At 29.0% G+C, this 17,491-nt stretch carries 23 protein-coding genes and 1 pseudogene; 15 read left to right on the forward strand and 9 right to left on the reverse strand.

Translation table 11 applies throughout. The features are described 5' to 3' along the window. Positions 1–52: 52 nt before the first annotated feature. Both B6F84_RS03055 and B6F84_RS03060 read left to right on the forward strand, forming a co-directional pair. Positions 53–1,555 carry a dihydropteroate synthase-like protein gene (locus B6F84_RS03055; protein ID WP_148690867.1) on the forward strand — a complete coding sequence of 501 codons (1,503 nt, stop codon included), beginning with the start codon at positions 53–55 and terminating at the stop codon, positions 1,553–1,555. Beyond that, positions 1,536–1,937, forward strand: a complete 402-nt coding sequence (locus B6F84_RS03060; protein ID WP_148690868.1) for a hypothetical protein — start codon at positions 1,536–1,538, stop codon at positions 1,935–1,937. Before B6F84_RS03055 ends, B6F84_RS03060 begins: the two co-directional genes overlap by 20 nt. On the opposite strand, the gene B6F84_RS03065 is transcribed toward B6F84_RS03060, so the two are convergent. Both B6F84_RS03065 and B6F84_RS03070 read right to left on the reverse strand, forming a co-directional pair. Then, positions 1,934–2,344: a 6-pyruvoyl trahydropterin synthase family protein gene (locus tag B6F84_RS03065; protein ID WP_148690869.1), complete on the reverse strand. Its 411-nt coding sequence runs from the start codon at positions 2,342–2,344 to the stop codon at positions 1,934–1,936. The genes B6F84_RS03060 and B6F84_RS03065 overlap by 4 nt on opposite strands. Continuing rightward, on the reverse strand, positions 2,334–2,825 hold the full coding sequence (locus B6F84_RS03070) for a hypothetical protein (RefSeq protein WP_148690870.1): 492 nt from the start codon (positions 2,823–2,825) through the stop codon (positions 2,334–2,336). Before B6F84_RS03070 ends, B6F84_RS03065 begins: the two co-directional genes overlap by 11 nt. Positions 2,826–2,862: 37 nt before the next feature. On the opposite strand from B6F84_RS03070, the gene B6F84_RS03075 reads away from it, so the two are divergent. From B6F84_RS03075 to B6F84_RS03100, 6 genes and pseudogenes are all read left to right on the forward strand, one after another. Continuing rightward, positions 2,863–3,312 (forward strand): hypothetical protein, encoded by a 450-nt coding sequence (locus tag B6F84_RS03075; protein WP_236749028.1) that lies wholly within the window; start codon positions 2,863–2,865, stop codon positions 3,310–3,312. After that, positions 3,309–3,725 (forward strand): hypothetical protein, encoded by a 417-nt coding sequence (locus B6F84_RS03080; RefSeq protein ID WP_148690871.1) that lies wholly within the window; start codon positions 3,309–3,311, stop codon positions 3,723–3,725. The genes B6F84_RS03075 and B6F84_RS03080 overlap by 4 nt, the downstream gene beginning before the upstream one ends. Continuing rightward, a complete protein-coding gene (locus B6F84_RS03085) occupies positions 3,709–3,897 on the forward strand; it encodes a hypothetical protein (protein WP_148690872.1) in 189 nt (62 codons plus the stop codon). Before B6F84_RS03080 ends, B6F84_RS03085 begins: the two co-directional genes overlap by 17 nt. Positions 3,898–3,902: 5 nt before the next feature. After that, positions 3,903–4,528, forward strand: a pseudogene (locus tag B6F84_RS03090) (6-hydroxymethylpterin diphosphokinase MptE-like protein). A 75-nt stretch (positions 4,529–4,603) separates the two neighbouring features. Then, positions 4,604–5,713 (forward strand): isopropylmalate synthase, encoded by a 1,110-nt coding sequence (locus tag B6F84_RS03095; protein ID WP_148690873.1) that lies wholly within the window; start codon positions 4,604–4,606, stop codon positions 5,711–5,713. A gap of 14 nt (positions 5,714–5,727) precedes the next feature. Next, the gene (locus B6F84_RS03100; protein WP_148690874.1) at positions 5,728–6,348 is read left to right on the forward strand and encodes an MBL fold metallo-hydrolase; all 621 of its coding nucleotides are present in this window, start codon (positions 5,728–5,730) and stop codon (positions 6,346–6,348) included. Here the strand turns inward: B6F84_RS03100 and B6F84_RS03105 are convergent. Further along, positions 6,338–6,514: an aCcr1 family cell cycle regulator gene (locus B6F84_RS03105; RefSeq protein WP_148690875.1), complete on the reverse strand. Its 177-nt coding sequence runs from the start codon at positions 6,512–6,514 to the stop codon at positions 6,338–6,340. The genes B6F84_RS03100 and B6F84_RS03105 overlap by 11 nt on opposite strands. A 143-nt stretch (positions 6,515–6,657) precedes the next feature. Here B6F84_RS03105 and B6F84_RS03110 point away from each other — a divergent pair, with 143 nt between their 5' ends. Continuing rightward, complete coding sequence (locus B6F84_RS03110) at positions 6,658–6,954, forward strand: hypothetical protein (RefSeq protein WP_148690876.1); 297 nt, start codon at positions 6,658–6,660, stop codon at positions 6,952–6,954. Between the two features lie 133 nt (positions 6,955–7,087). On the opposite strand, the gene B6F84_RS03115 is transcribed toward B6F84_RS03110, so the two are convergent. Genes B6F84_RS03115 through B6F84_RS03125 form a run of 3 tightly spaced genes read right to left on the reverse strand, consistent with a single transcriptional unit; the run spans position 7,088 to position 9,256 of the window. Beyond that, positions 7,088–7,318 carry an Lrp/AsnC ligand binding domain-containing protein gene (locus B6F84_RS03115; protein ID WP_148690877.1) on the reverse strand — a complete coding sequence of 77 codons (231 nt, stop codon included), beginning with the start codon at positions 7,316–7,318 and terminating at the stop codon, positions 7,088–7,090. Between the two features lie 31 nt (positions 7,319–7,349). Further along, positions 7,350–8,525, reverse strand: coding sequence for an ABC transporter permease (locus B6F84_RS03120; RefSeq protein WP_148690878.1), 1,176 nt, complete (start codon positions 8,523–8,525; stop codon positions 7,350–7,352). Beyond that, positions 8,522–9,256, reverse strand: a complete 735-nt coding sequence (locus tag B6F84_RS03125) for an ABC transporter ATP-binding protein (RefSeq protein WP_148690879.1) — start codon at positions 9,254–9,256, stop codon at positions 8,522–8,524. Before B6F84_RS03125 ends, B6F84_RS03120 begins: the two co-directional genes overlap by 4 nt. Before the next feature lie 53 nt (positions 9,257–9,309). On the opposite strand from B6F84_RS03125, the gene B6F84_RS03130 reads away from it, so the two are divergent. Together B6F84_RS03130 and panB are read left to right on the forward strand one after the other, a co-directional pair. Further along, on the forward strand, positions 9,310–9,975 hold the full coding sequence (locus tag B6F84_RS03130) for a hypothetical protein (RefSeq protein WP_148690880.1): 666 nt from the start codon (positions 9,310–9,312) through the stop codon (positions 9,973–9,975). Then, positions 9,875–10,666 (forward strand): 3-methyl-2-oxobutanoate hydroxymethyltransferase, encoded by a 792-nt coding sequence (gene panB, locus B6F84_RS03135; protein WP_148690881.1) that lies wholly within the window; start codon positions 9,875–9,877, stop codon positions 10,664–10,666. Before B6F84_RS03130 ends, panB begins: the two co-directional genes overlap by 101 nt. On the opposite strand, the gene B6F84_RS03140 is transcribed toward panB, so the two are convergent. Both B6F84_RS03140 and B6F84_RS03145 read right to left on the reverse strand, forming a co-directional pair. Beyond that, positions 10,642–11,439 (reverse strand): 4-phosphopantoate--beta-alanine ligase, encoded by a 798-nt coding sequence (locus tag B6F84_RS03140; RefSeq protein WP_148690882.1) that lies wholly within the window; start codon positions 11,437–11,439, stop codon positions 10,642–10,644. The genes panB and B6F84_RS03140 overlap by 25 nt on opposite strands. Continuing rightward, positions 11,394–12,128, reverse strand: a complete 735-nt coding sequence (locus B6F84_RS03145; RefSeq protein ID WP_187152769.1) for a pantoate kinase — start codon at positions 12,126–12,128, stop codon at positions 11,394–11,396. The genes B6F84_RS03140 and B6F84_RS03145 overlap by 46 nt, the downstream gene beginning before the upstream one ends. Before the next feature lie 53 nt (positions 12,129–12,181). Here B6F84_RS03145 and B6F84_RS03150 point away from each other — a divergent pair, with 53 nt between their 5' ends. Next, positions 12,182–14,461 carry an FAD-binding protein gene (locus B6F84_RS03150; RefSeq protein ID WP_148692819.1) on the forward strand — a complete coding sequence of 760 codons (2,280 nt, stop codon included), beginning with the start codon at positions 12,182–12,184 and terminating at the stop codon, positions 14,459–14,461. Here the strand turns inward: B6F84_RS03150 and B6F84_RS03155 are convergent. Beyond that, positions 14,454–14,885, reverse strand: coding sequence for a hypothetical protein (locus B6F84_RS03155; protein ID WP_148690884.1), 432 nt, complete (start codon positions 14,883–14,885; stop codon positions 14,454–14,456). The two genes, B6F84_RS03150 and B6F84_RS03155, sit on opposite strands and share 8 nt — an antisense overlap. Before the next feature lie 36 nt (positions 14,886–14,921). Here B6F84_RS03155 and B6F84_RS03160 point away from each other — a divergent pair, with 36 nt between their 5' ends. Genes B6F84_RS03160 through B6F84_RS03170 form a run of 3 tightly spaced genes read left to right on the forward strand, consistent with a single transcriptional unit; the run spans position 14,922 to position 17,484 of the window. Continuing rightward, the gene (locus B6F84_RS03160) at positions 14,922–15,611 is read left to right on the forward strand and encodes a MoaD family protein (RefSeq protein ID WP_148690885.1); all 690 of its coding nucleotides are present in this window, start codon (positions 14,922–14,924) and stop codon (positions 15,609–15,611) included. Then, positions 15,608–16,945, forward strand: a complete 1,338-nt coding sequence (gene thiD, locus B6F84_RS03165; RefSeq protein WP_148690886.1) for a bifunctional hydroxymethylpyrimidine kinase/phosphomethylpyrimidine kinase — start codon at positions 15,608–15,610, stop codon at positions 16,943–16,945. Before B6F84_RS03160 ends, thiD begins: the two co-directional genes overlap by 4 nt. A 2-nt stretch (positions 16,946–16,947) precedes the next feature. Further along, a complete protein-coding gene (locus B6F84_RS03170) occupies positions 16,948–17,484 on the forward strand; it encodes an HD domain-containing protein (RefSeq protein WP_148690887.1) in 537 nt (178 codons plus the stop codon). Positions 17,485–17,491: the final 7 nt, after the last annotated feature.

The raw sequence follows: 17,491 nt of genomic DNA on the forward strand, positions 1-17,491 counted from the left end.
ATTAAATAAATGCGAATTTAAAGGTTAATGATGTTGATATTAAATGAAAGCAATGAAAGTTTTACTTATTACTGGTGAGTTAGCTTATCCTATAGTTAAAGAATCTATAAAAAACATAAAACATCATACAATTGAAATTAAAGTTTTAAATTATCCAGTGGCAGCATTAATGAGTGTCAGATATATTCTTGAGAGCTTAAAAAATGATAATTTACATGATTATGATGTAATTATATTACCTGGATTAGTTTATGGAGATGCAAAAATTATAGAAGACAAATACGGCGTAAAAACTGTAAAAGGTTCTGAGAATGCATGGGATATTCCATTAGTTATTGAGGCAATTAGTAAAGGAATAAAATTATCCAGTATTTATCCAGCAGATAGAATTTTGGGTAATATGAAAAATATCGAAGTAAATAAAATTCTCCATGCTATAGAGGAAGAACAAAAGGTTGCATTTGAAGAAGGTATAAAAATTCCCTTATATCCTCCTCCTTTTAGAATATTTCTTGAGGTAGATCCTTTATATTCCGATGAGAAAATAATAGAAGAAATTGAAAGAACTAGAAAATTTGTTGATGTATATGTTATTGGGTTTCCAGTAGGACATGATGATGTGAATGAGGTTAGAAGGAGAATAAGAAAAATAGTTGATTTAGGAGTAATTGTAGGTATAGATTCTGATTCTCCTAAAGAGCTTATAGAAGGAGTAAATTCCGGAGCAAAATTCGTATTTAATATTAATGAGATAAATAATGAAAAATTAGATATAATTAAGAAAGACGCATCGTTTATTGTAGCACCATTTAATCCTAATAATAGGACAGAAATTGTAATAAGTTTAGCAAAAAAATTAAGAGATAGAGGATTTGAAAAACTTATTCTTGATCCTGTACTTTCACCTCCTTTGCAGGGTATGGTGGAAAGTCTTTTGAGTTACTATGAAATTAGAAAACAATTACCTGATTTTCCTATGCTCATGGGTGGATTGAACGTTACGGAACTGATAGATGCAGATAGCCATAGTATAAACTCACTATTAACTTCTATTGCTGGAGAATTAGGAATATCTAGTATTTTAACTATGGAAAAAGGAAAAACAAAATGGAGCTCATGGGAATTAAAGGAATCTTCCAAAATGGTAAGTATAGCATTAAAACAAGGTAGAGTGCCTAAGGATATTGGAATAGATCTTTTAATTTTAAAAGATAAAAAAATACTCAATAATATGGAAAAATTTGATAATGTAATAGAAGTTGAGCATAATGAACCAGAAATGGATTCTTCGGGCTATGCAAAAATTCTTACTGATAAAAATAAAGGAAAGATAGATTTGATTTTTTATGGCAAAGAAAACATAGTACTACAAGGAGAGGAAGCTCTATCTTTAGGTAGGGAATTAATAAAGCGGGTTAATGTTAGTACTCAGCATGCACTGTACATTGGTTATGAATTAGCTAAAGCTGAAATAGCGTTAAATTTAGATAAAAACTATATTCAAGATTCGCCATTATTTAAGAGGTTACATAAGAATGAAGATAGCTATTCCTAAAATTATATATGAAAAAAATGCTGAATATACTTTGGCATTTGCGGTTTTGCCTACTACAGACAAAGGTGAAGTTATAGATATTTTAAAAAAGAATATGAGAATTAGTGAATGTAATGATATTATTTTATGCTATCCTAGTATTTTCGGTGGAATATTTATTTTCAAGAATAACATTATAGTTTCTAGAATTGAATATCAAGGATATATATGTAATAATAAAGATCAAAATGCATTGCAGTTCAATATTAATGATTTCTTACAGATAGATGGTAAAGATATTTCGTGTTTTAGGTTTGAAAAAAATAGTTATTGTTTTTCGCATAAAAAAATTAATGAGTCATGTATTCCAATAGATAATATAGGTTTGCGTTTTATAGTTTAAGGATATTCTATGATAACGTAAGAGTCTTTTCCTTCATATATTTTTAAAGTAACTTTCATATTAAGTTTAGAATAGATTTCTTTTGCTATTTCTAAACCTATATATTCAGCAGTAGGAAAAGGATGATCTATTACTTTTATTTCGTTTCTAAATGGGCCAGAAATAGATATTTTTTCAAGATCTCTCTTAGGTACAATAAATTTATGGTCCCATTCTTTTACTATCTCTGTAATTATCTCTCGTATATAGTTAAAATCTAGTATGAATCCATTCTCTTCATTTATATTTCCTTCTATTTCTACATTTAAAATATAAGTATGTCCGTGAATTTGTGAATCTCCTATAGACGATAAAGTATAGTGAGCAGAATCTATTGTAAATCCTTCAATTCCAACTTTAGCTTTCATTTATTATTCGCCTCAAATTTTTATCAAAATGCTCCCATAAGGACTCACTTAAATATCTTATCTCGTCGCAAATGGATTTTATATTCTCGTCTAATTTTGCTTCATCAATCATTTTAGATATTTCATAGTTTTTACTGTAATTATCTGATGCTATTATCCTTTCTTCGAATAACAACTTCTCTCCAATTATCACATTACCTCCGTATTCTATCATCCTATATAATGCATATGCTAAGTTTTCATAATTTACTTTATATTTAGAGAATCTGTATCTTAATTCTTCTAACAAATCATCAATTTTTATATTAATTAAATTTTCAAGATTATCTACTATTTCTAACTCTGATTTAAAAGTTTCATTATTTAATAAGTCCTTGAATTCTGTATTTTTTAAACATTCAGTATCACATGGTATTTCAAGGTCCAAAATTTTAAGCTTCATCGAAGGTCTAGTGCTTAAATACTTGTTTGTGATTTGCATAACTTTATCTATGTATTTCTGTTATTAAAGCATAATAATGATCAATTTAATTGGCTTATTATCAAATGATATTTTACTTTGGTACAATAAACGATTAAAAGGAATTTTATTACTGACAGACTTATCTTCGTCAGACTTACTCATTATTTTAGATGGGGTAGAGAAAATCTCCCTTATAAATAGGGGAGAAATATTTAACTTTTTCTTTAATAGATTAAGAAATACTAAAGAATTCAGAGAATATGTTTTAGAAAATAGGAAATATCCTAAAATAAACGGAATAATCATTTCCCCAATAGAAATTTCATATAACAATCCAAAGGTACTTTATATGATTTTAAATGGATATATACTATACGATCCACAAAATCTTCTCCAAGAAAAGAGAAAGGAAATTAAAGAAAATAAGATAAAAATAGTCAATTATAAACATGATAAACTAATAGACTTAGGAAAAGTTAAGAAAGGAGAGGTAATTGATCTATGAATACGAGCTCATTAGCGTCAGAATTTATTTTGAGAAGTTTAAGAAATTTGAAAGAAGCTAGAGAAGCTTATGATGATGGAGATAAGTATTATACATTAATTAGATTAAATGAATGCTTAAGTAATATAAGCAATGCTATTTTAGCATTATATGGAGTCTATTTAATTGAAGGAGATCCTATATCATCTCTTGGATATTTGATTGAAACAAGAGATCTTGACGAAAAATCAAAATCTTTAATTTTAGAAATTCAAGAACTTGAAAGAAATATTAATGTAATAAATTATTTTGACGAATCATCATTAAAATCTCCATCAGTTTTAGCTAGGGATAAAGATCTTGGATCGTTCTTAGAAAAAGTAACTAAAATATTTGAGATTGTACAGAATATATTTGATGAGTTTCATCCTTGATTTAGACTCTTCAGAGTGCAGTTTTGATCCTATTGAAGCTATAGAATATGTAAAAAAACAAGCAATATTTAAAATTAACAATAACAATCCATACTTCAAAACTATAGAAGAAAAATATAATATACAAATAATACAACAAAAAGGTGATGAGGTATACTTCAAGATACTTTAAGATGGATTTCATTTTACTCTAAAATTCGTGAATGGTTAAGATATTCTGAAATAGATGATTATAAGTCAGCAGCTATATTAAATCAAATGATAAGAGAGGATTATACATTTATTTTGGAAGATATAATTAAAAATAATAAAGTTGCAGTTATAGGAGCAGGCCCTAGTTTAGTTAAGATAGAGAAGAGAGAAGATATAGATGCTGATATTATAATTTCAGCAGATGGAGCAACAAATTATTTATTTAAAAAAAAATAATTCCTGACGTAATAGTAACAGATTTAGACGGAATTACTGTATTTCCTAGAAATAGCGTTTACGTAGTATTAGCACATGGTAATAATATTTGTAAATTATACAAAGTAAAAGAAATGGAAAAAGTTGTAGGGACATCTCAAGTAAAGCCATTCGGGAGATTAAAAATATTTGGTGGATTTACTGATGGAGATAGAGCAGTAGTATTGGCAAAATTTTTTCATGCAAGTAAAATTAAGCTTTATGCTATGGATTTCGACTCAAATTATATTGGAAAGTTTTCTAAACCATGGCTCACACAAGATGTACCTCTTTCAAATATAAAGAGAGAAAAACTAAAAATTGGCAAAAACATAGTCAATTCTATTCTAGAGTAAAATTTATAAAACATAAACAATTTATACTCATGGGAAAAGGGATGAGTATTCTCTGTACCGAATAAAAAAGTTAGAATTTTAGATACCACATTAAGAGATGGAGAACAAGCTCCAGGTATAGATTTTACAATTGAGCAAAAAGTACAGATAGCAAAACAATTAGCTAGGTTAGGAGTAGATGTAATTGAAGCAGGATTTCCAGCATCATCAGAAGGAGAGTTTATTGCGACTAAAAAGATTTTAGAGGAAGTAGGAGATCAAACTGAAGTAATAGGCTTAGCTAGGGCAAATAAGTATGATATAGACAAAGTTATAGAAGCAGGTCTATCAAGTATTCATGTATTTATAGCCACATCAGAAATTCACATGAAATATAAGCTAAAAATGACAAGAGAAGAAGTATTGGAAAGAATATACGATAATGTAAAATATGCAAAATCTCATGGCTTAATAGTAGAATATAGCCCAGAAGATGCTACAAGAACTGATGAAGAATTTTTAATTAAGGCAGTAAAGACTGCGATCGAAGCTGGAGCTGATAGAATAAACATACCAGATACAGTAGGAACTATGACTCCATTTACATTTTATGATAAGATTAAGAAAGTCGTTAGTATAGCAGGAGATAAGATCGTAAGTGTCCATTGTCATAATGATTTTGGTCTAGCTACAGCAAATTCAATAGCAGGTGTTGCAGCTGGAGCTAGGCAAGTTCATGTAACAGTTAATGGAATTGGAGAAAGAGCAGGAAATGCTTCATTAGAAGAAGTTGTTATGGTATTGAAAAAATTAATGGGATATGAAGTAGGAATAAAAACGTGGTTATTATATGAAACTAGTAGACTAGTATCAGAACTAGGCGGAATTCCTATTCCATATTTTAAAGCTATAGTAGGAGAAAACGCATTTGGACATGAAGCTGGAATACATGTTCACGGAGTTATAGAAAATCCAGCTACGTATGAGCCATTATCTCCAGAAGAAGTAGGTAATTTTAGAAGATTAGCATTAGGCAAGCATAGCGGGATTCATGGTTTGAATAAAATTTTAGAAGAACAAGGTATTTATTTGGATACTGAAAAATTAAAGATTGTACTAGCAGAAATTAAGAAAAAAGCTGATGCAGGAGAAAAAATATCACCAGAAGATGCAAAAAATATAGCACTTAAACTTATGAATTCATAGATTGAATTATTTTTATGATAAAATATTTAGGTCATTCAATGTTTGTAATAGATGATAAGATTGTTATTGATCCACATGATGGAGGAAGTATAGGTTTAGAAAAACCTCCTATTCAAAAAGCCGATTTAGTTCTTATTACTCATGATCATTATGATCATAATGCGTATCAACTCTTCAGTTATAATGACTTAAAATTAAAATATTATGGATATATAAATTATCAAGGATATAAAATTACTGGATATAAATCTTATCATGATAAAGAAAATGGAAAGAGAAGAGGAGAAAATGCAGTTTATAAAATAGAAAAGCCAGATGGAAAAATTATAGTCCACTTAGGAGATATAGGAGAAATAAATGATAAACTATTAAAAGAATTAGGAAATCCTGACGTTTTAATGATACCAGTGGGAGGTTTAATTACTATTGATTATAAGGAAGCTATAGAAATTATTAAAGAATTGAAACCTAGTATTGTTTTTCCCATGCATTATTGGGTAAAAGGTTTACTTATGCCATTAGATCCTATAGAAAATTTCTTGGAAGAAATAAAAGGAAAAAATTATTCAATTAAGGAGTATAAAAAAGAAGTTAATGAAAATGAAGAGAAAGAAACTATCTTTTTTAGAGTCTAATCTTTTCAACTTTTGCTACTGGTACAGTATCCTTTGATACTTCATCTTTTACTAATGTTTCTATAGCTTTTCTTATAGCTTCGCTTCTATTTAATCCGTATCTTATTGCGTATCTATCTAATAGTTCTAATAGATCTTCTTCTGCTTTAAATGTAACAACTCTCATCGCGTATCTAATATATATATTCTTAGTACTACGGTTTAAGTATTTTCTGGAGCGATAAGACTCTCTTAGGATTTCAAGAGAAATACTATAAGAGGAAGATTAATATAGTAGTTTTCATATATTTTTATTTAGAGGAAAGTACAGTGCCTACTATACATTTATCTTTGCCAGAATCAATGTATGAGGAGCTTAGAAAGAAAGCTGATGATATGGGAATACAGATAACTGATCTAGTGAAATTCTACATTAGACAAGGAATCGAGGAGAAAGAAAATAATAAAGATAATACTCGTAATAGTGAATATGAAGAGAGCATAGCATTTCTAGAAGCTAAAGTTGCACAATTAGATGCTATGGTTTCTGAATTAGTTAAGAAACTAAAAGATCTTGAAGATGTAGAAGATGAAGAAGTAGAATTGAAAAGGGAAGAAAACGCTTAAAATACTCTTATGTTAATTTATTAATTTGTAGGCCTATGGGATTATGTCCTCGTGTCCCGAGGGCTTTATGAACATAGGTGGGTCCCAAAAAAACGTAATAGTTTTATATTTAATATATTCCATAAGTAGAATTCTACATTGATATTAATGTTACTGTTCTTATTATAGAGGAGTTCTTTCTTACTTGATTTATTATCTTGTTAAGTTCGTCAAGCGATTGAGCTTCTATTTCTATTACTGCATCATACTCTCCGTATACTGGAGTCGCATTTTTTACTCCGTTAACTTTTTTCAAGTCACTTATTACATCTAATTCTTTTCCAATTGACGTTATTAAAAGAACATATGCTTTTACATTCGACATAATTATATTTCTACTCTGTTATATAAAAATCTTATTTTAGTAAAAGCCTTTCTGAATCTAAGAATCTAGATGCTATTAGCAATAACAAGATTGATACTACAAACGTTACTAATATAGAGAATATGGATTCTTGTATTAAACCAAATACATAGAATAGTAGTGAGGCTACTAATTGTACAAAGGGTATTCCTAGAATTAATGAGAAAGGAAATGTTAGATCTCCAAAGTTAATAAAGAGTGACGAAAATGAAGCTATCATACCAAAACTCGTTATTATGAAATTAATTATTTGAACATTTCTTGAAGATCCTCCTAGGAATACAAGAACTAGTATAGTTAAAGAGGCAGTTAAAAGTATCATTATAAGATATACTAATACTACTAGTCCAGTAAATGCAAAACTTAGTTGAAATCCTTGGCCTACTATAAGTGGAGCAAATAAAGAGAACACCACTAGTCCTATTAGATCACCTATAGATGATATTAGGCCTAGAATTAGTGAAATAGTAAGTTTAGAAAATATGAACGAACTAGAGGAAATAGGTGATGCTAATAGAGATTCCAGAGTTTTTCTTTCTTTTTCTCCCATTATACTGTCTGTTACAAAGTATATTACAGGTGTTGCAGCGGGGAAAATTAGAATAGCAATAATTCTAGCTAATTGTGAAAATTCGTCTTGAGATTGGGAAACTGCTTTACCTGATGGTAATTTATATAGCAGTTCTACTTCCAATGGTTCTCTTATTGCTACAGGGGATATATTTATGTTTGCTGTAGTTTCTATTTTATGGATTCTGTTCAGTGAAGTATTATATAGGATTTGATATAAACCATTCTCTACTAGGGATAAAGCTTCTGATCTAGAAGAAATAATATATGAAATATATACTATTGCAGTTCTATTTAATGATGTTATATTTTCATAAAACTGAGGAGGAAAAATTATTTGAATATCAGCTGGCTTAGAAGAGTTAATATAAGTTATTCCACCATTATTTTTTATATAATTTGATAATTCTGTTACATATTTGGTATTATTTACATTCTGATTTACTATATCTACCGTGGGAGGCTGATATACAGTTGCTGCAAATAATATAATTCCAACTAGTGGAAGAAGTATTAACGGTAAAATAATAGATCCTAATAATAATTTTCTATCTCTCTTAATATCTAGCCATTCTTTTTTTATTAAATTTTTGATCAATTATTAACACCACTTGTAGCATGTATAAAAGCTTCTTCTAAATTGCTTACACCATACTTTTCTGAAATTTCTTTAGGAGTACCTTCTGAGATTATTTTTCCATCATTTATAAGAATTATCTCATCACATAAGAATTCTACTTCTAGCATGTTATGGGAAGATAATATTACTGTAGTTTCTTCTTTCATTTGTCTAATTAATTTTCTTATATTTACTGCTGATTCTACATCTAATGCGGACGTAGGTTCATCTAATATGGCAATTTTTGGATTTACCATTAATGTCCTAGCTATCATTAATCTTCTTTTCATTCCTCTACTATATTCCGAGGCCTTATCATCTATTCTATCTCCAAGATTAGCGATTTTTATTCCTTTTTCTAGAAACTCTTCAGCTTCTTTTTTATTTTTAGCATAAATATTAGCATAAAATTCCAAATTTTCCCTCCCAGTTAATCTATCGTATGGGAAGGAATCTTCTGGCATATAAGAAATATAACCTAATTCTTTAGCTTTTTGAGGGGTTAAATCTAATATATTTACTTTTCCCTCGTAATGTCTTATAATTCCTGATAAAACTCTCAGTGTAGTAGTTTTTCCTGCGCCGTTAGGTCCTATGATCCCAAATATTATATTGCTAGCTACACTAAATGTTAAACCTTTTAGAATTTCTTTTTTTGCAAAGTATTTTTTTAGGTCAGTAACACTCAATATAATATCTTTATTGATCATACTATAGAGTCTTTTCTAAAGGAATAATATATTTCTTCCCAATATGTAACAGAATGATTGGAGGAGTTAAGGATAGAACTACTGAGGCTTTGCTTAGATTTGGGGACAGAGCTAAAATAATACTTAAGACTGCGGTAGCTATTGCAGAGGAAAATGATAAGAGAGAATTAGGAGATTTTGATTATAAAACGCTAGTAGAAAAACTCCAAGAAATTGGAGAAGATAAGGATCCTAAAATGATATTAAGAGCTTTAGAAAGAGACTTTGGCATAATAGAATCAAGTTATAAATCCTCCAATCAGCATTGGTGGAAATTTATAGATATAGATTCTGTAAAGTTAGCATTAGATGGAACTGAAGAAGATCCAGAAATTATGATGATAAAGATCCAAGCTAATAGCTTAAATGTAGATGAGATAAGTAGAAGGCTGAAGTTTCTTTTGGAAAAAACATTGATATCAGATGTTGATAGAGCATTTTTCAAAAAATTTGCTTTTGACGATCTTAATTATATAATGGAAGTTTATAAAAAGGCTTCCCAGTATGAGGAAACTATTGAAATAGCTGAAAAAATGAGAAGAGTTTTAATTTTAGCATCTAAAGTCTCTATGAAGATAAATGGCAATAAAGTCAATAAAGGACTTCATGAAGAAGAAAGGAAAAGACAAAATAGTTATGCTAACAGCGTACGATTATACGACAGCGAGGATAATATCTAAAACTAATCTAGATGGAATTTTAGTAGGAGATTCATTAGGCATGGTAATGCTAGGCTATAAATCTACTTTGCAAGTTTCCATGAATGATATAATTAGCCACTTAGATTCTGTAGTTCGTGCAAATCCTCCTCAGTTAATTGTTGCAGATATGCCTTTTATGAGCTATGAGTATTCAAAAAAAGACGCAATACTTAATGCAGGAAAATTATTAAAGCACGGAGCAGATGCGATAAAACTAGAAGGAGGAATAGAAGTAGCATCAAAAGTCTCATCAATGATAAGCGCTGGAATTCCGGTTATGGGGCATATAGGTCTTACACCTCAAAGATATTTAGAAATTGGAGGTTATAAAATAATTAAAGATGAAGAAAAATTAATTAAAGACGCTAAAGCTTTAGAAGAAGCTGGAGCGTTTTCTATAGTTATAGAAAATGTTTATGCTGATATAGCAAAAAAGATAACAGAAACTATTAACATTCCTACAATATGCATTGGTGCTGGACCATATTGTGATGGACAGATTTTAGTGATTCATGATCTCTTAGGATTAGGTGAATTTATTCCTTATTTTGCTAAGCCGTATTTAAACCTAAAGGAAGAGATAGAGAAAACAATAAATCAGTTTTCAGAAGATGTAAAAAAAGGCAAATTTCCAAGTAAAGAAAATTATAGACTTAGAGAAAATTCTTGAAATCTTCCTGAGATAAACTTAAGCGAATCTAAAATTATCTTTTTATTATCATAATTTTCTATTATTTCCCTTAATTGTCCGGTATTATAGTTTTTCAATTCATTCACTTTTTGTATCATTAATGGAATAGCTCTTATTATATTATCCACAATAGTTATATTTGCAGCCTTGGAAGTTCTTGATAAAGGATTTAAATCTATTGCTATAACTTTTTTATTCATTTTTACTAGTGCTTCAGTTCTATCTCCATCTTCTAATGCTAATAACACTACGTCTGCTATAAAGATGCCATTTTTGCTAACTTTTCTTCTTTCACTAAAAAGTTCTGGAATAGTAGTTAATTCATCATCTACTCCTAAAACTTCTTTGGCTCCATTTTTAATTAAGACATTTTTTATTGCTTTTAATCTTTCCTCACTTCTGTAGAAAAGATTAATTTCCAGTTTGGCATTGATTAGATTTGCTAGCTCTATAAGTTCTTTTGGAACTAATGCTGCCATGTTTCCGTTTACTGAAATAACTGGATTTTTAGCTAATAGTAATGTAGCCGATGCTGCTTCTATAGCTTTTTTTGCAAAATCTTGTGTTTTTTCTCCAAATAGATAATCAAAACATTCTCCTCTACCGTGCGCTATTAATCCAGAAGGAGTAAGAACATTATCTTTGAGCGCTTCTACTAATTTTTCTCTAATTAATAAAGATTCTCTTCTAGGGTGATTAATTGGGATTAAATCACGTAAGCTCCCTTCTTTGCTGGATTGTGTGTTATCCATGATTCATTACAATCTTCTAATTTAACTATTAATCCTTTCTTTCGAAAGGATTTTGGATAAGGGGATTTAAATCCTAAACTTTCATTGAATTTTCTAGACAACTCAAAAAAATTTTCAATAGTTCTATTAGATAGAAACGCGTTTATGTAGTCTAATGCTAGAGTTGAATCTTTTATAATACTTTTAGTAGATATAGATTCAATAGGTTTACTACATATCCTTTTCCACTCAATATCAATAATTTCTACTTTTCCTCTATAACCTGGTTCTTTTCTGTATACAAGTCCTCCTCCATAATATTGTGAAATTACATCTCCTAATCCATTTCCATTTATTACTTCACTTTCGTGAGCAATTTTTATAGCTTCGTCTTCATTTTTTCCTAGTAATTCTACACTGCCTAAAGCATAAGCTAAGCTTATACTTCCGCTCATACCATATCCAAATCCTAAAGGTATCTCTGAATTGACTGAAAGTGTAAGGCTTCCTAGTTTTTGCTTTAAATAATCAAGATTTGGGAAATTGATTTTCTTATTATTAAAAACTATTTCTGGCTCCCCTCTCTTGATTTCAAATAGAGTATAAGGTTCGAGAACCATGGTTAGACCAATAGAACCAGAATTTTCAAAATTATTTGAGATCTTTGGGTACCAAATTCCAGAAATACTTATTGGAACAAGAACTTCAATCATAATAACATTTTATAAAGGAAATGTTTTATATTTTATTCTTCATATATAAGGTGAGAGATTTGCTCCTTGATGCATCAATATTCAGCAGAGCTTTAGTTGGTATTGATATTAATAGTATAAAGAAACAAATGGTACAAGAACAAAAGGAGCTAGTAGTAGGAAGACTAACTTCTATGTCTGGAGATATTTTGTCCTATTTAAATCCTAAAATAGTTATTTCTAGAGATAGACTTTCTGATGGATCAATAGTTAAATTCTTAAATCAGAAAAAATTTGGATTAGATTTAGTTGAAGTTCCTACAGGAGTTACTTTTGAAGAATTAATTAATTTCTTGAGTAAAGAGGGATACTTTCCAATAATATTTCCTGTCTATTTAAAAGGAACTATTGGAGGTTTTATTTCTACTAACGGATCTGGTTTTGGTAGTTATAAATATGGATTTGTAAAAAGTAAAACTACATTATATGAAATCAAAGATACGGCTACAGCTACTATTCTTGTAGCTAAATATCCAGAGGTAATAGAATTAGATCAAGAAGTTCCTTATGCTTGGAGTGGAATAATAATTGATGGTAGCTTTAAATATTATTTACCCGCATCTTATTCTTCTATAGTTCATCTTAAAGGACCAAGTATTTCAACTAGTCAAGTTATCGGAGAAATTTCAAAAATTTCAAATGGGATGCTTAAAAGAGATTATATTCCTATATGTTTAAGATCTTCTGATTATAGTTTATTGAGTTCAGCTCCCATAGAAAAGAAAATAGGATATATAATCAATTATAATTCTCCAGCTAGGAATTATGTTATTTGCGGGACTATAAAGGATGATGAAATAAATCAAGTGTTTAATTATCTTAAAAAGAATCCATCAGTACTTCCCTTTCCGGGTTTGCAAGAATATAAAGAGATACACAAAGCCATAATGGAGAAATATAAAAAGGATATAAAAATACCAAAGAATCTAGAAAAATATAAGTCACAATTTATTGATGTTACAAAATGTATAAATTGTAGTATTTGTTTAGATTCTTGTATTGCATATAAATCTTCGAAGAATATTATTTACTCTCCATTAGGTAAATTTAATAGATTAGTAACTGGAGAAACTAAATTCGAATATTGTTTAGGATGCAAGGAAGATGAAGATGTTTGTCCAGTAGGTATAAATATATCAAGTTTGACTACTGAATTCTTACCTAGGATTTCATCTTCTAGAGAAAAATTGTCTATTCAATTAGAAAGTTTACCTAATCGATTTAAAGATCTTGAAAAAGAAATAGACTCAAAATATAGGAATAATCCGTTATATGTACTCTTTGTAGGTTGTTCATATAAATATGATCCTTTAGGGGTAGAAGGCTTTTTAGATTTTCTAATACAAAATGGCGATAAAATAGATAAAAGATTTTCTCCAAGAGTAAAAATAATAGATATGGCGTGCTGTGGGTTTGATAAGTATATTTCTGGTGATATTGACGGAGCAAAGTCAGATGTGAATAAAATAATTGAAATGAAAAATAGGTTAAACGCATCTGGTATATACTTTTTATGTCCTGAAGGACTTTATGTTTATAATACTCTGTCTCAAGATAGAGGTGTATTAGCTTTTGAACTTTTGAAGCCATTTATAAAGGATAAAATTCATTCAGGCTGTTGGGCTAGAAAGCTAGGTATTGAGGGAGATGACAATGAATGTGCTGGTCTTTTCTTGACGTCATATAAAGATTCTGAAATCCCATTAAAGAAAAAATCAGACGTATTGACAATATGTCCATTCTCTACATGGAAATTCTCTTCAAAATCCGTCTACTCCATTTTTCTTAGATCTATTCAATTAAATAGCAAAATAGAAATACCTCAAGTTTCTGATCAGCTATTAATAGATATTATAAAGAAATCGCTAATACAATCAATTTATGATTCTATTGATGAAATAGCTGACAAACTAAGTAATTGGGTTATGGGAGGGTCTAACTATTTTATGCTACTAGTAATACCTATAATTAGGAAAAGAATGGTTAGTATATTAAAGTCAGAGTTTCTAAATAATTCTGAGATATTGAATTATATAAAATTTTTAAATTCTAACAAAGTATTGATGGAAGATAAAATTGATAAAATATCTTCAACGGTTAATTCCATTGATTATACTAATATTGTTATAGATTTAATACCTAAAATTTTGTCATCAAGCAAACTTGAATATGATTCTAGAAAAATTGTTGAGACAGATCATTTTAAGATAGTTATGAATGACGTTATTAAAAAAGCTGTTACAGATAAAGTTTTAGAAGATATAATTATTGAAGTTAGCTATTCTAAATAGTTAATTTATATTCTTTATCTCTAGCATCAAAATATATTAATCCATTTCTTTTTAAAAACAGAAAAAGTGGAAGTAGCCTTTTTGGTATATCGTTTTCTATATCTTCTTTCTTTAAATACTTAAAATACATTAAAAGTAAATCAAGAGTATCCTTAAAAGTTATTAAATATCTATCATTATCTAAGCTTATTCCTATTAAATTCGGATTAGAATTTTTTGAAAAACTTTCCTTTATTATAAATCCTTTGTCTAAAATTTCCTCACAATCCGTTCTTTTTGGTTTTTCGAATTTTCTTAAAATTTTAAGAATTTCGTCTAATTTTTCATCAATTAGTTCATTATCATAGTTTCTATATCTAAAACTTTGGTAATCGTCATTAAGTAGTTGCATTAAAGCTTCTTCTATGTCATTATCAGATTGCATATATATTTTTAGGTAAAAATATACACACAGTGATATCTGAAAATGATCAAAATTAGATACTTTGCTTTCCTTAAGGATATAACAAGTAAAAGTGAAGAAGAAGTAGAGATAAATTGCAAAGATATTAATTGTTTGATTGAATTTCTATCAAAAAAATATGGAAAAAGAATGCAAGATGCTCTAATAAATGGAATAAATGGAATAAAAGTCACTATACTTGTTAATGGTGAGATAAAAAATGAAATTAATCCTGGTGACGAAATAGCTATATTGCCACCTCCTGCAGGTGGAGATGTAATTAAAGGTAAATTCAATTTTTTAGATGAAATAAAAAAATTTAGGCAAGAAGCTCCACCAGAAGCTGGATCTTTAGTAGTTTATTTAGGTTTTGTAAAAGGAATAGTAGAAGGGCATAAAGTTTATGAGTTAGACTACGAGTCCTATGAGGATTACACAGTAAAAAGAATAAGTGAAATAGAATCATCAGTAAAAAGAAAATATAGTGACGTTATAAATATAAAAATTCTTCATGCTATTGACAAAATGAAACCTGGAGATGATGTAATTCTAATAATGTGCATAGGAAAAGGAAGAAAAGATGCTATACATGCTATAGAAGAGGCAATAGAATTAGTAAAACATACTACTGGAATTTGGAAATTGGAAATAAGAGATGATGGTGAATTTTGGGTAGTTGCAGGAAATACTAGGGTGAAAAGAGAATGATAAAAAAAGTGGCTATGAGCATTGCAGGTTTGGATACAGGAAATGGAGCCGGTGCAGAATCAGATCTTAAAGTTATGGAAATCTTAGGAGTACACCCTGTAATTGCAATAACTGCTATAACAGTTCAAAATACATTAGGAATTTCCGCAATACAGCAAGTAGAACCAGATTTCCTAAAAAGAGAAATACTAGCCTTAAAAGAAGATTTTGAAATCTCTTCAATAAAAATAGGTATGATATATAATAAAGAACAATTTAAAGTAGTGAATGAGATTTTAGATGACAATATACCTGTAGTTACAGATCCAGTAATATATGCTAAAGACGGAACACAACTCATAAATGACATAGAAGATTATAAAAAACTAATATTAGCAAAATCTACTGTAATAACTCCAAATGCAGTAGAAGCTTCGATTTTATCTGGAATAAAGATCGAATCAATAAAAGATGGTGAAAATGCAGCTAAAGAACTTTATGAAAAATTTGATATTCCTTATATTATAATAAAGGGAGGACATCTTAGTGGTGAATATAGTTTTGATTTATTGTATGATGGCAAAGATTTCTTTGAAATTGGATATCCAAGGTTAAATAATAGAAATACTCATGGCACAGGCAGTATTTTTGCTTCAATAATATCAGCAGAACTTGCTAAAGGAAATTCTATATACGATGCTTTTCTAACCGCTAAAGAAATTTTACAACACTCAATATATTATGGTTTAAACATAGGTAAAGGCATAGGGCCTATAGATCCAGTATCTTATTTGGAGAAAAAATCTCAAAAATATAGCGTATTAGAAGAAATGAGAATTTTTGGTGATTTTATTGAGAATACAGAAAATTTTTGGAAATTAATACCAGAAGTGCAATCTAATTTTGCTCATAGTATAATACCTAGTTACGTTAGTACATTAGAAGATATTGCTACTTTTAGAGGAAGAATTATAAGAAGATGGGATAAAAAAGTAGTAGTAGGTTATCCAGCAATTTTTGGCAACCCAACACATACTGCAAGATTACTCTTCTCAATTATCTCAATGGGAGAAAATGCTAGAAATTTAATTAATATTAGATATGACGAAAATATACTTAAGGAATTCAAAAAATTAGGATATGAAATTGTGGAAATAAATAGAGATTTGGAGCCACTAGAGCCTGAGGGAAGTACAATGCAGTGGATAGCTAAATATGTAAAAGATAATTTTAGCAAGATTCCTAACGTAATCTATGATAAGGGAATGAAAGGAAAGGAAGCCATGATTAGATTCTGGACTACCGATCTTCAAGAAATGATAGATAGCTTAAAGACTATATGTAATAACATCTAGATATGGAATTAGAAAGATTACTTGTAGGAGCTAAAAATTTAGTAAGAACAGGTTGGATGCAAAAAGGAATACCTCCAGCAGTAGGAGAGACTGTAGCAGAACACTGTTTTGAAGCTGCAATATTAGCTTATGTAATTTCAAGTAAGTTAAAAGAAAAATCTATAAATGTAAACCCAGACCATGCAGCAATAATAGCATTATTTCATGATGTAGGAGAAACAGTATTAGGCGATTTTCCTAAATGGACTTCTCAAAGGTTAGATAAGAGGAATGCTGAAAAAGAAGCCTTCAAATTTTTAGGAGTTGGCGAAGATATTTTTGAAGAATTCAAGTCCCAAAAGAGTTTAGAATCTAAAATAGCCAAATTATCAGACAGATTATCTACATATTTACAAAGTACTAGATATATAAAACAAGGATATGATGTAAAAGAGATAAAAGAATCCTATATTACTGAAATCAAAGAAATTTCATCTTCTTATCCATTTTCTATTATAAAAGATTTTATCTATGAACTATTAGGAGATAAAGATTTTTAGCATATAT

The organism is Acidianus manzaensis (genome assembly GCF_002116695.1).
Classification (GTDB): Archaea; Thermoproteota; Thermoprotei_A; order Sulfolobales; family Sulfolobaceae; genus Acidianus; species Acidianus manzaensis.

What these genes read in the sequence shown, in the direction of transcription:
- B6F84_RS03055 (WP_148690867.1), top strand. Translation starts at nt 53, where the DNA reads ATGAAAGTTTTACTTATTACTGGTGAGTTAGCTTATCCTATAGTTAAA.
- B6F84_RS03060 (WP_148690868.1), top strand. Translation starts at nt 1,536, where the DNA reads ATGAAGATAGCTATTCCTAAAATTATATATGAAAAAAATGCTGAATAT.
- B6F84_RS03065 (WP_148690869.1), bottom strand. Translation starts at nt 2,344, where the DNA reads ATGAAAGCTAAAGTTGGAATTGAAGGATTTACAATAGATTCTGCTCAC.
- B6F84_RS03070 (WP_148690870.1), bottom strand. Translation starts at nt 2,825, where the DNA reads ATGCAAATCACAAACAAGTATTTAAGCACTAGACCTTCGATGAAGCTT.
- B6F84_RS03075 (WP_236749028.1), top strand. Translation starts at nt 2,863, where the DNA reads ATGATCAATTTAATTGGCTTATTATCAAATGATATTTTACTTTGGTAC.
- B6F84_RS03080 (WP_148690871.1), top strand. Translation starts at nt 3,309, where the DNA reads ATGAATACGAGCTCATTAGCGTCAGAATTTATTTTGAGAAGTTTAAGA.
- B6F84_RS03085 (WP_148690872.1), top strand. Translation starts at nt 3,709, where the DNA reads ATGAGTTTCATCCTTGATTTAGACTCTTCAGAGTGCAGTTTTGATCCT.
- B6F84_RS03100 (WP_148690874.1), top strand. Translation starts at nt 5,728, where the DNA reads ATGATAAAATATTTAGGTCATTCAATGTTTGTAATAGATGATAAGATT.
- B6F84_RS03105 (WP_148690875.1), bottom strand. Translation starts at nt 6,514, where the DNA reads ATGAGAGTTGTTACATTTAAAGCAGAAGAAGATCTATTAGAACTATTA.
- B6F84_RS03115 (WP_148690877.1), bottom strand. Translation starts at nt 7,318, where the DNA reads ATGTCGAATGTAAAAGCATATGTTCTTTTAATAACGTCAATTGGAAAA.
- B6F84_RS03125 (WP_148690879.1), bottom strand. Translation starts at nt 9,256, where the DNA reads ATGATCAATAAAGATATTATATTGAGTGTTACTGACCTAAAAAAATAC.
- B6F84_RS03130 (WP_148690880.1), top strand. Translation starts at nt 9,310, where the DNA reads ATGATTGGAGGAGTTAAGGATAGAACTACTGAGGCTTTGCTTAGATTT.
- panB (WP_148690881.1), top strand. Translation starts at nt 9,875, where the DNA reads ATGGCAATAAAGTCAATAAAGGACTTCATGAAGAAGAAAGGAAAAGAC.
- B6F84_RS03140 (WP_148690882.1), bottom strand. Translation starts at nt 11,439, where the DNA reads ATGGATAACACACAATCCAGCAAAGAAGGGAGCTTACGTGATTTAATC.
- B6F84_RS03155 (WP_148690884.1), bottom strand. Translation starts at nt 14,885, where the DNA reads ATGCAATCTGATAATGACATAGAAGAAGCTTTAATGCAACTACTTAAT.
- thiD (WP_148690886.1), top strand. Translation starts at nt 15,608, where the DNA reads ATGATAAAAAAAGTGGCTATGAGCATTGCAGGTTTGGATACAGGAAAT.
- B6F84_RS03170 (WP_148690887.1), top strand. Translation starts at nt 16,948, where the DNA reads ATGGAATTAGAAAGATTACTTGTAGGAGCTAAAAATTTAGTAAGAACA.